The organism is Methylobacterium sp. B1 (genome assembly GCF_000333255.1).
Classification (GTDB): domain Bacteria; phylum Pseudomonadota; class Alphaproteobacteria; order Rhizobiales; family Beijerinckiaceae; genus Methylobacterium; species Methylobacterium fujisawaense.
On record NZ_BACT01000648.1, the window covers coordinates 1 to 10,502 of the forward strand.

Consider the following 10,502-nt stretch of genomic DNA (forward strand, 5'->3'; position numbering starts at 1 on the left):
CACAGTTCCGCCCAGGCATACTGCATCGCCATCACGAGCAATGCGGCATTCTCGGCCTGCCGCAGGCTCAGCCGCAGGCCCTCATCCGCCAGGCGGCCCACCTCCCCGTACATCATTGCCCAACTCCGCGTCCGAAGACGGCCGGCAGCGCCGCGACGGGCCGCCCGCCCACGCGCCCAGAGACCGGGCGCGGATGGCTCTGTACACGTCCTGCACGGCGTCATCGCGGCATCGAGCGCCTGCCCGCGGGTGCGGGCGAGATCGGCCGAATCGTGAAGCGCGTCGATGAGCTCCCGATGGCCCTGCGGGCCTGTGCGAAGCCGGTCCCGGCGAAGGCGCGCGTCCGGGTCGGACCCGCCTGGCGACGCATCCCCGCCCGGGCGGGCCGGCCGCACGAGCACGGAGGTCCAGGGATCGACCGTACCGTGCAACGACCGGTCGGATCTCGGTTTCGCGTCTCACGGGCGAATCCCGCGCGCCGGTGGGCCGATGATGGTCCACCGCTCCGTGTTGGAGGGCCCGCCCTGCGCGGAACGACGCGCCGGGGCCCCGTGTCTCTCACGATGGCGGGAGGCGCGATGCGGGACGCGCCTCTATATGGGAGGTGAGAGCAGGGAGAGAGACGTGTTCACCGTCAAGGGGATTGATCCGTCCGGGCGCGTCATGACGTTCGCCTGCGGGACTGACGAGCAAGCCATGGAGAAGACCTGGGAACTGGCCCGGCGCGGCTTCCGCGAGATCACGGTCGCCGACCCGAAGGGCAAGGAACTGTCCGCGGCCGCCTTCGAGCGCTCTCTGAACATCGATTGGGACTGACGCGAGCCGGCTCCACGGTGCCCCGGCGCGCCGACCGGCGTGATGATCCGATGCGAAGGGCCACTTCGGGCCGCGCGGCCTCGCTGCGGGGCGGACCGGCCTTCGGCCGCCTTCAGGCCCGCTCCAGCTCGTGAAGCATCGTCCAGCCGCCCGACCGAGCCGTCTCGGGGACGTCCGCGGTCGCCCCGATCTCGTCCGCCTTGCGCCAGATGGCCTGGCAGACGAGGATCTCGTTGCTCGCGTCGATACTGAGGATGAAGCGATCCGGCACGATCTCGGTGTCCGGAAGCGCGATCCGCACGCCGCCGGCCGATCGATCGTAGACGATGCAGGGCAGGCTTCGATGCTCGTCCACCGAGATGCTGCCGGTCTCGTTCAGGATCGTGCGCGGAGCGCTGCGTCGTTCGAACATCACCGCCTCGACAAACCTCTGTCCGACAGGATCGGACACCCGGGTTCAGACAGGGTTTGCGAAATGCATCGAATTGTCGGGATGCCCGCCGAACTGTGAATTCAGCGGGCTTCGGGCGCGGTGCGATCGGGCGACCGCGTGGCCTGTGCCGCGCCGGCCGCCCAGTAGAAAGGGGGGCGATGAAGCCGTGACCGGCGGGTCGGGCTCGTCTGCGCCGCACCGGTCGCGGCTTGCGTATCGATCCGGTGCCGGTCCTAGCCGGTGACGACCTCGACGAGGGTGGTGAGAAAGCCCAGGGCGACCGCGCCGATGCCGCTCATGAAGGCGACATCCCACCCGGCGAATTCCTTCGACTGGGGCGCGCGCATGAAGGCGAACAGCGTGACGGCAGCCCCGCATAGGACGAGGGCGAGGGCCAGATAGAGCGGTCGGGACATGGCGTTTCCTTCTCCGCCGGTCTCGCGGCCCTTGGGGCTCTTGTACGGACGAGTGCGACCGGCTTGATCTGTTCAGTTTCATCCGTCGTCAAAACATGACAGACGAAGAACGGGCGAACAAGATCATAATCTGTTCTGCATTGCGGAACATAAAGTCGGTCTGCCGCCCTCATCTGTTCTGGGCGCGGGCCTCGTGGAAGATCTGTCGCGAGGGCTGTCGATGTCGTGGGGGCTGAGCGCAGGGCCGGCCCCCAGCGGGCTCAGTCGATGAAGACGCGGACGCCGTCTGTATTCAGGATCTCGCGTTGGTCGGCGCACCATTGCTCCGCACCCACCGCGGCGATCTCCTCCGCGACGCGCCGGCCTTCCGCGGCGATGACGGTCTGCGCCTGCCGGTGGCCGAGGGAAACGTCGAGTGCCCGGCGGACCGTGCGGGACAGGCCCTCGGAGACCGCATCATCGACGGTGTAGAACTTGCGGCAGTAGAGAACGATGCCGGCTTGCGCGCCGACGATCCGCACAAGACCCGCGATCGTCTCGGTGCGCGTGGCGTCCTTCGGGTCTTCGGCCGCCGCAGCCGCGGCGGGCAGGACGGCCGCGGCCAGTAACGCGGGGAGCAGAAGAGCACGAGTCATCCAAAGGCCTTCCTTCGGTCCGGGACCGGACCACGCCTCTGGAACGCCGCAGCGGGCGGACAGTGCCCGCGCATCCGCGCGGCCCTGTGGGCTCGTTTCGCGGGCGCACCCGCGAGAGCCCGTCGCTCACTTCCGGGCGGCCATCATGTCATGGGTCAGGACGGTCAGCTTGCCGATCAGGTTGCTGATGTCGGAGCCCTTGCAGGACCATTGCGTGCCGATCGCCTCGCCGTCCGCCGAGACGGAGACCACCGCCACCGAGCGCAAACGGCCCTCGCGGGCCAGCGCCAGCTGATCCTGCAACACGGCGATGATCGACGCGGTGTCCTCGTCCGCGACCGCGGGCGCGATATGCGCCGGGAACGGCACGACCGAACTCGTCATCGTCTGCTCTCGCTTCATCTCGCCGAACCCCTCGGTAACATCCCTGGGCTCCGGCGTGCGCATCAGCTTTGTGCAGAGTGTGGCAGCTTGTCCGTGTCCTGCGATGTCTTGGAGGCGTGTGGCGGTGATGCAACGGTTTCGGTGCGTTCCGGCGGCCAAAGGCTGCGGGCCGTTCCGGCCGCAGGGGCGCGATGCGCGTGGCTCCACGGAGCGTTGCGGGGGCGCCCCGCACGGGGCACCCCCGGAGATGTCCGCCTTCAGGCTGCCTTGCGGCCCTTGCGCTCACGCTCGGCCATGGCGCCGGGCTGGCCCAGGCCGATCGCCTTGGCGAGGGCGGAGCGCTGCTCGGCGTAGCTCGGGGCGACCATCGGGTAGTCGGCCGGAAGGCCGTAGCGGTCCCGGTAGCTGCGCGGATCGAGGCCGTGGCTGGTCAGGTGACGCTTCAGCGTCTTGTAGGTCTTGCCGTCGATGAAGCTGACGATCCCGTCCTGCCGGACCGACTTGCGGATCTGGGCCGCGCTCGGCTTCTCGATATCGGCCTGGGGCGCCGCCCCGGTCTCCGGCGTCAGGGTCCCGGCGACGAGCCCGCTGATCGCGCCGTGCACCCGCGCGATCAGGGCCGGCAGCTCCGAGGCCGGAACCGGATTGTTCGACACGTAGGCGGCGACGATGTCGCCCGCCAGCTCGATGAAATTCGAGTTGGGCCCTGTGGTTTCCTCTGTCACTGCAAGATTCCTGATGTGCCCCTCACGAGGGATCTGCTACTTTTGAGCGCTGAATGCAAGTTACAAAAGCGTTTGGCGCGGGGCATCCTGCGGATGACTGGCGTGCGCGCGGCGGACAGCTGGAAGGTAGATCTGGCAATCGGCGATGGAGAACTTTCTTGCGCGGCCCGGCGAAGCCTATCGACTGCGGTAGTGTTTCCACTCTGCGGAACGACCAGAAGGCGAGTCTCGCGGCTTCGGAGCTTGCGCGTCTCTGTCGGCCGGGGGCTGCATTGTCTTCTGCGGTGACGCGGCGGCCGGGGCGTGGCATGGCGCGGCCATGCTGATGCTCGTGCTTCTCATCGCCCTGCTGGCCGTCGTGGTCGTGATGATCGTCCTCCGGCGGTGGACCGGGCGCCTCGCTTCGCTCGCGACGCTGCTGGCCGGAGCGATCGCGGTTCTGTGGCTCGCCGAGGTCGGACTGCTTCCGGGCACCCAGGGGCCGCTGACGGCGCAACGCCCCCTCGTTCCGGGGCTCGACCGGTAACGGTCCGGTAAGCGTGCCGGCGCGAGCATGGGCCATGCCCACGCTCTCCGCCCCGCGCCTGCTCACGTTCCTGGTGTCGGCCGTGTTGATCGGCCTTGCCGTCGCCAGCCTGTACACGCGCATCCCCATGGTCGGTAAAACGGTCGTGGCGCACCGGCAATGGTTCTTCATCGGTGCCTACGTCCTGCTCGCCCTTGGGGTCACCACACGCAGCCTGTAGGCGAGCGAGCCGTCGGCCTCGCGATCGCCGGCTGCGCCGAGGAGACCGGAATGACCCTGAGGACCACCTTCCTCGTGCAGCCGTTCGAGCTGCATCGGAAACGCCTGCGGCCCGCCCGTCAGGAGCCCGCCCAGAGCGAGTTCGGCGCCCTCAAGAAGGCGGAGGCGCTGGCCGCCCGCATGCCGGGCGCGGCGGCCCTCAAGATCGTCGCGGACGACGAGACCGGAGAACTGGAAGGCGTCACGATCCTCGGCCAGTTCGGGGAGGTTCCGGAAGATTTTGCCGAGACTCTTCTGGGGAACTGATCCCGGCCGCGTCTCGGGATGCGACACGGAGGACCGCGCAGTGCGGCCCGCGGGAAACTACGTAGAAACACCGGCGGTCGATACCTGCGCGCTTCCGCGCTCGCTGAGCCCGCATCCGTGCCCCGCTATTTCATCGATCTCCACGACGGCGCCAACCTGATTCGCGATCGGGACGGCTTCGATCTGCCCGATCTTGCCGCGGCGCGGGCGAAGGCGGTTCGATTGCTGACCCGGGTCGCGCAGGGGCTGACCGATCCGGTGCAGCGGCAGGACTACGTCATCGCCGTGCGCGACGAGCAGGGCGCGGTCCGCCTGCGGCTGCGCCTCTCCTACGATGTTGAAACCGGCTGACGGCGCGCCCTCCGGCGCGGTGTCGGAGGCCGGCACGGGTCCAAGACAGGGGCATCACATGCGACGTTCGACAGGTCCGGCCCGTGCCCTCGCGGCAGCGCTCATGCTTCTCGGCTCGGCCGGATGGGCGACGGCGCAGACCGCACCGCCCCCGCCGGCGGGCACGGCTTCGGCCACGGCCGACAACGCCGTGATGCTGACGGTCTTCCTGCGCCACGACCAATCGCGCCCGCTGGCGGACCTGAACGCGCAGCTCGCCCGGCAGGGATTCTACAAGGCCTTCCCGCCTCCGGGCATCGAGGTCGTCTCCTGGACCGTCGTCATGGGGATCGGGCAGATCATCGTGCTGCGGCTGCCCGCATCCCGCCTGCGCGAGGTCAACCGCGTCCTCGAGGACACGGCCTGGGGCGCGTATCGCACCGAGTTCTACCCGACCTACGATTATAAGGCCGTGGGCCTCGGGGAGCACGAGAAGGCGCGCTGAGCGCCTCCCCGCCCGCAGGTCCGGCGGCGCCGCTCAGACGAAATGCGCCGGCAGGGACAGGCCCTGCGCGTACAGGGTCAGCGCGATGGCGCCACCCGCCAGGGTGAGCGCCAGTGTGATGCGGTTGGTCCAGCTCATCGTCGATCTCCCTCCGGCTCGCGACTGTCTTCGCGGTATGGGGAAGAGATAAGCCCAAGCTTTCGCGGCGGGCGTGCTCCGCGGCACATCGGGGTGCGGCCGCCTCAGGCCGGGGCTCCGCGTCCGGTATCCGTCGGCCCGAGAATCAGCGCTTCGTCCCACAGGCACGGATGGCCGAGCCGCTTGGCCGTGTACATCGCCGCGTCGGCCCGCTCCGCCAGGGCCTGCGCCCGCGTGGCGTGCAGGGGTGCGCAGGCCACGCCGATCGCGGCGCCCACGCGGATCGGGGATCCCGCACCGAGATCGTAGGGGGCGGCGAGGCGCGCCTGGAGGTGCAGGGCGAAGCCGAGCGCCGGCGCCGGCGCCGCGTCGCCCAGGAGGATGGTGAACTCGTCGCCCCCGAGCCGCGCGGCGATGTCTACCGCCCCCAACCCCTCCCGGAGGCGCTCGGCCAGCTGCCGCAGGAGCGCGTCGCCCATGGCGTGACCGTGACGGTCGTTGACCGGCTTGAAGCCGTCGAGGTCGATGGACAGCAAGGCGCAGGGCACGCCGTCGCGGCGCGCCAGGGCCCGGTCGAGCCGGGCCGCGAACAGGTAGCGGTTCGGCAATCCGGTCAGCGGGTCGTGGTGGGCCATGTAGCGCAGGAGCGACTCCGTCCGGCGGCGCTCGGTCACGTCCTCCCACAGGGCGGTCCAGCCGCCGCCGGCCTGCGGGTGCAGCGTGCGCGCGATCTGGCGCCCGTCCGGAAGCGTCTGCACCACCGCATCGGTCGTGCCCCGGGCGCGGAGCCGCCGGCACGCCGCCCAGAGCCCGTTCGGATCCCGGTCGGACGGGAGGGGCCCGGCCGCGCTCGCGGCATCGACCTCCCGAGCATGCAGGCCGGGCCGGATCCGGTTCGCGGCCGACCCGAAGAGGCGCCGGAACCCGTCGCTCATGAACAGCAGCCGGTCGGCGGCATCGAACACGCACAGGCCGTGCGGCAGGGAATCCAGGGCCCGGACCAGACCGGGTCCGAGGGTGCGTCCGCGGCCGAGGCCGTCCTGGCGCCGGCCACGGACAGCCCGAGGATAGCGCCGCGCCAGCTTCATCGCCGCCCTGCCCACCCGCGCCGTCATGGCCATTCCCCCGAAGCAACCGACCACGTCGCGCGGCCGCCGGATCGAGCCGGCTCGGAAATTAATCCCTTGTCCTCATAGAATGGGATTCCTTTCGCCAACCTTGACGAAATCAATTCGCGTTCAACGATCCTTGGCGCAGTCGCACCATCCGGAAGTTGAGACGGTCGCGTGGATGCGCCTCAAGACTGTCCAGAGCCCGGACGAGGTCCCGGCGCGCGGATGCCGGCCGTCGGCCAAGCCGGTTTCCGCGTCCGCCCGGCGGCGCAGGCCGGGCGGGTCGATCCGGCCGCCGCGCGATCCGCGCGGCGGCGCGATCACGGCGCGATCACGGGGCGTCGTGCACGCCGTGATGGCCGTCGAGGACGGTGTCGCTGGTCGGGACCGTCTCGGCCACCGCCTGGGCGCGGCGGATATCCGGGGCGGTCGCCTCCGCCACGAAGGCCGCCACGGCCTCGGTCAGAGGCAGGGTGCGGGTCTGCTGGCTGCCGAGCCGCCGGATCGAGACCGTCCGCTCCTCCGCCTCGCGCTTCCCGAGGGCGAGCAGGACCGGCACCTTGGCCAGCGAGTGCTCGCGGACCTTGTAGTTGATCTTCTCGTTGCGGAGATCCGCCTCGACCCGCAGGCCAGCCCGCTCCAGGGTGCGGATGACGTCCCGGGCGTAGGCGTCGGCCTCGCCGGTGATCGTCGCCACCACCACCTGCACGGGCGCCAGCCAGAGCGGGAAATGCCCGGCGAAATGCTCGATCAGGATGCCGGTGAAGCGCTCCATCGAGCCGCAGATCGCCCGGTGGACCATGACGGGCGGCTTCCTTGCGCCGTCGGCGTCGATGTAGAAGGCGCCGAACCGCTCGGGCAGGTTGAAGTCCACCTGCGTGGTCCCGCATTGCCAGTCGCGGCCGATGGCGTCGCGGAGCACGTACTCGAATTTGGGCCCGTAGAACGCGCCCTCCCCCGGGTTCACCGCGGTCTTGATCCGGCCGGCCGACTGCTCCTCGATCTGGGCCAGAACCCGGGTCATCACCTCCTCGGCATGGTCCCAGAGGGCGTCGGAGCCGACGCGCTTCTCGGGCCGGGTCGAGAGCTTCACGACGATCTGGTCGAAGCCGAAATCCGCGTAGGTCGAGAGGATCAGGTCGTTGATCTTCAGGCACTCGTCGGCGAGCTGGTCCTCGGTGCAGAAGACGTGGGCGTCGTCCTGCGTGAAGCCGCGCACGCGCATCAGCCCGTGCATGGCGCCCGACGGCTCGTAGCGGTGCACGATCCCGAACTCGGCCATGCGCAGGGGCAGGTCGCGGTAGGATTTCAGGCCGTGCTTGAAGATCTGCACGTGGCCCGGGCAGTTCATCGGCTTGAGGGCGAACCAGCGCTTGTCCTCGGCCTCCTCGCCGGCCGACTGCGCGGCGAACATGTTCTCCCGGTACCAGCCCCAGTGGCCGGAGGTCTCCCACAGGGCCTTGTCGAGGATCTGCGGGGCGTTCACCTCGGCGTAGTCGCCGCGCAGGCGGCGGCGCATGTAGGCGATCAGCTCCTGGAAGATCGTCCAGCCCTTGGCGTGCCAGAAGACGACGCCCGGCCCCTCCTCCTGGAAGTGGAACAGGTCCATCTCGCGGCCGAGGCGGCGGTGGTCGCGGCGCTCGGCCTCCTCCAGCCGGTGCAGGTAATCGTCGAGGTCGGCCTGGCTCGCCCAGGCCGTCCCGTAGATGCGGGTCAGCATCGGGTTGTTCGAATCGCCCCGCCAGTAGGCGCCCGCGACCTTCATCAGCTTGAAGGCGGTGCCGACCTTGGCGGTCGAGGTCATGTGCGGGCCGCGGCAGAGGTCGAACCACTCGCCCTGCCGGTAGATCTTCAGATCCTCGCCCGGCGGGATCGCGTCGACCAGCTCGACCTTGAAGCCCTCGCCCTTGCCGGCGAACAAGGCGCGCACGTCCTCGCGCGTCCAGACTTCCTTGGTGAAGGGAGCATCGCGCGCGATGATCTCGCGCATCTTCGCCTCGATCTTCGGGAAGTCCTCGGGCGTGAACGGGGTCTCGCGATGGAAGTCGTAGTAGAAGCCGTTCTCGATCACCGGGCCGATCGTGACCTGCGTCTCCGGCCAGAGCGCCTGCACCGCCTCGGCGAGCACGTGGGCGCAATCGTGTCGGATCAGCTCCAGGCTGCGCGGGTCGGTGCGGTCGAGGAACTCGATGCGGGCGTCGCCCGCGATCGGGTCGTCGAGGTCGGCGACCGTGCCGTCGAGCGCCATGGCGACGGTGCGCTTGGCCAGCGACTTGGCGATGCCCTCGACCACGGCGCGGCCGGTGGTGCCGGCGGCGATCTCCCGGGTGTTGCCATCGGGGAAGGTGAGGATCGGCATGGTTCGAGCGTCTCCGGGCTCAGTCCTGCATACGCGGCAGGTAAGCAATTTCGGGGGAGCGGCCGTGTAGACCGATTTCTCGGGCGAGGGAACAACGGCGCGGCGCAACTCCACGCATCCCTGGCCCCCGTCCGCCGTTCCGGTGCGCCTGATCGTCCCCGCGCGGCCGCGCTGGAGGGCGGGACGCGAGCACAGGGAATTCGGGTCCCCTCTCCCGCACGGGAGAGGGGACCGGCGCAGGTGTCCCGACCGGAGCAGCCTCCGGAGCCGGGTCCCGCTGCGCGGCCCTGAAATGACGCGCGTCCCACGAATGCCGGAGACGGGGCTGGAAGACGGCCCCGTCCGGCGACATGCTGGCGCGGCGCCTCCCCCCGTACGGACGGGCGGGCGGCCGGACACCCGGAACAGGGACACCCGCATGGCCGCGCGCCTCGCCCTTCTCGGCCTCGGCGCGATGGGGCATCCCATCGCCCGCAACCTCGCGGCCAAGCGGGACTCCGACGCCGAGACGCTCGTCGCGATCGATTGCGATCCGCGGCGCCTCGCCGGTCTCGACGCGCCGGGGCTCGTCGCCACGACCGATCCCGGCCAGGCCGCCGGCGCCGACGTGCTGTTCCTGTGTCTGCCGGACGGCGACGCGGTCGAGGCGGCGCTCTTCGGCACCGGCGCCTTGGCGGAGCGCCTCGCCCCCGGGGCAGTCGTGGTCGACCTCAGCACCATCGCCCACGCCAAGGCCCTGGCGATCGGCCGCGCCGTGGCGGCGACCGGGCGCGCCTTCGTCGATGCGCCGGTCTCCGGGGCGCCGGCCGGTGCCGAGGCCGGGACGCTCACCGTGATGTGCGGCGGCGAGGCCGGGGCGGTGGCGCGGGTGCGCCCGCTGCTGGCGCGGATCGGCACGACCATCCTCGCTATGGGGCCGGCCGGGTCCGGCCAGCTCACCAAGACGATCAACAACGTGCTCTACGACATCAACATCGCGGCGCTCGCCGAGGTGCTGCCGATGGCCGTCGCCCTGGGGCTCGACCCGGATCAGGTCGCCCAGGTGGTCACCACGGGCACGAGCCGGAGCTACGCGGCGCAGTTTTTCGTGCCGCGCATCCTCCAGGGCCGCTTCGACGAGGGTTATCCGATGGGGGCGGCCTACAAGGACCTCGTCGCCGCGGCGGCGATCGCCGCGGAGAACGGCTTCCCGATGCCGGTCACCGCGGCCGCCACCGTCACCTACCAGACCGCCCTGCGCCAGGGACACGGCGACCGGGACAAGGGCGCCATGGTCCTGCCGTTCGAGGCGCTGCTCGGGGTCCGGGTGCGGTCGCGGTCCTAGGGGATCGCCCCGGCGGAGCGGCCGCGAAGGAGGGCTTCAGGGATCGCGCGCCGGGCCGGAGGCCTCCTTCGCGGCCTTCGCCGCGCTCCGGCACCGCGGGACGCGGGCGCGGATGCAAGGCATCCCGCGGGATCAGGGCAGTTCCAGCACGTCCTTGAGGGGGACCACCGCCAGCACCGCACCCGACGCGTCGGCGATCTCGAAGGACTGGCCGGCCAGCACCGCGCCGTCCACGCGCTGGATCTCCAGGAGCCCGCGGGCGGAGCGCTTCGCC

At 70.5% G+C, this 10,502-nt stretch carries 14 protein-coding genes; 7 read left to right on the forward strand and 7 right to left on the reverse strand.

Going from position 1 to position 10,502, the window contains the following annotated elements; all coding sequences use genetic code 11:
• Window positions 1–597 precede the first annotated feature (597 nt).
• Window positions 598–816 carry a hypothetical protein gene (locus tag I53_RS18985; RefSeq protein ID WP_210274712.1) on the forward strand — a complete coding sequence of 73 codons (219 nt, stop codon included), beginning with the start codon at window positions 598–600 and terminating at the stop codon, window positions 814–816.
• 112 nt (window positions 817–928) lie between these two features.
• On the opposite strand, the gene I53_RS18990 is transcribed toward I53_RS18985, so the two are convergent.
• The 5 genes from I53_RS18990 to I53_RS19010 form a co-directional block, all read right to left on the reverse strand.
• Entirely contained in the window at window positions 929–1,228 is a 300-nt protein-coding gene (locus tag I53_RS18990; protein WP_043353543.1) for a PilZ domain-containing protein, read from the reverse strand.
• 254 nt (window positions 1,229–1,482) lie between these two features.
• A complete protein-coding gene (locus I53_RS18995) occupies window positions 1,483–1,665 on the reverse strand; it encodes a hypothetical protein (RefSeq protein ID WP_043353544.1) in 183 nt (60 codons plus the stop codon).
• Between the two features lie 260 nt (window positions 1,666–1,925).
• Complete coding sequence (locus I53_RS19000) at window positions 1,926–2,300, reverse strand: hypothetical protein (protein ID WP_043353545.1); 375 nt, start codon at window positions 2,298–2,300, stop codon at window positions 1,926–1,928.
• Between the two features lie 126 nt (window positions 2,301–2,426).
• The gene (locus I53_RS19005) at window positions 2,427–2,702 is read right to left on the reverse strand and encodes a hypothetical protein (RefSeq protein WP_043353563.1); all 276 of its coding nucleotides are present in this window, start codon (window positions 2,700–2,702) and stop codon (window positions 2,427–2,429) included.
• Window positions 2,703–2,941: 239 nt separating this feature from the next.
• The gene (locus I53_RS19010) at window positions 2,942–3,409 is read right to left on the reverse strand and encodes a MucR family transcriptional regulator (RefSeq protein ID WP_043353547.1); all 468 of its coding nucleotides are present in this window, start codon (window positions 3,407–3,409) and stop codon (window positions 2,942–2,944) included.
• 319 nt (window positions 3,410–3,728) lie between these two features.
• Between I53_RS19010 and I53_RS19015 the strand changes: the two genes are divergently transcribed.
• The 5 genes from I53_RS19015 to I53_RS19035 all read left to right on the forward strand — a co-directional run bounded on the left by I53_RS19015 (window position 3,729) and on the right by I53_RS19035 (window position 5,295).
• Complete coding sequence (locus I53_RS19015; RefSeq protein WP_043353548.1) at window positions 3,729–3,935, forward strand: hypothetical protein; 207 nt, start codon at window positions 3,729–3,731, stop codon at window positions 3,933–3,935.
• Window positions 3,936–3,969: 34 nt separating this feature from the next.
• The gene (locus tag I53_RS19020) at window positions 3,970–4,155 is read left to right on the forward strand and encodes a hypothetical protein (protein WP_043353550.1); all 186 of its coding nucleotides are present in this window, start codon (window positions 3,970–3,972) and stop codon (window positions 4,153–4,155) included.
• A 50-nt stretch (window positions 4,156–4,205) separates the two neighbouring features.
• Entirely contained in the window at window positions 4,206–4,460 is a 255-nt protein-coding gene (locus tag I53_RS19025) for a hypothetical protein (RefSeq protein ID WP_043353551.1), read from the forward strand.
• A 117-nt stretch (window positions 4,461–4,577) separates the two neighbouring features.
• Window positions 4,578–4,811: a hypothetical protein gene (locus tag I53_RS19030; RefSeq protein ID WP_043353552.1), complete on the forward strand. Its 234-nt coding sequence runs from the start codon at window positions 4,578–4,580 to the stop codon at window positions 4,809–4,811.
• 58 nt (window positions 4,812–4,869) lie between these two features.
• Window positions 4,870–5,295 (forward strand): hypothetical protein, encoded by a 426-nt coding sequence (locus I53_RS19035; protein WP_043353555.1) that lies wholly within the window; start codon window positions 4,870–4,872, stop codon window positions 5,293–5,295.
• 242 nt (window positions 5,296–5,537) lie between these two features.
• Here the strand turns inward: I53_RS19035 and I53_RS19040 are convergent, their stop codons facing one another.
• Both I53_RS19040 and thrS read right to left on the reverse strand, forming a co-directional pair.
• Window positions 5,538–6,548: a sensor domain-containing diguanylate cyclase gene (locus tag I53_RS19040; protein WP_043353558.1), complete on the reverse strand. Its 1,011-nt coding sequence runs from the start codon at window positions 6,546–6,548 to the stop codon at window positions 5,538–5,540.
• Window positions 6,549–6,876: 328 nt separating this feature from the next.
• Complete coding sequence (gene thrS, locus I53_RS19045) at window positions 6,877–8,904, reverse strand: threonine--tRNA ligase (protein WP_043353559.1); 2,028 nt, start codon at window positions 8,902–8,904, stop codon at window positions 6,877–6,879.
• Window positions 8,905–9,322: 418 nt separating this feature from the next.
• On the opposite strand from thrS, the gene I53_RS19050 reads away from it, so the two are divergent.
• Window positions 9,323–10,228: an NAD(P)-dependent oxidoreductase gene (locus tag I53_RS19050; RefSeq protein ID WP_043353560.1), complete on the forward strand. Its 906-nt coding sequence runs from the start codon at window positions 9,323–9,325 to the stop codon at window positions 10,226–10,228.
• Window positions 10,229–10,502: the final 274 nt, after the last annotated feature.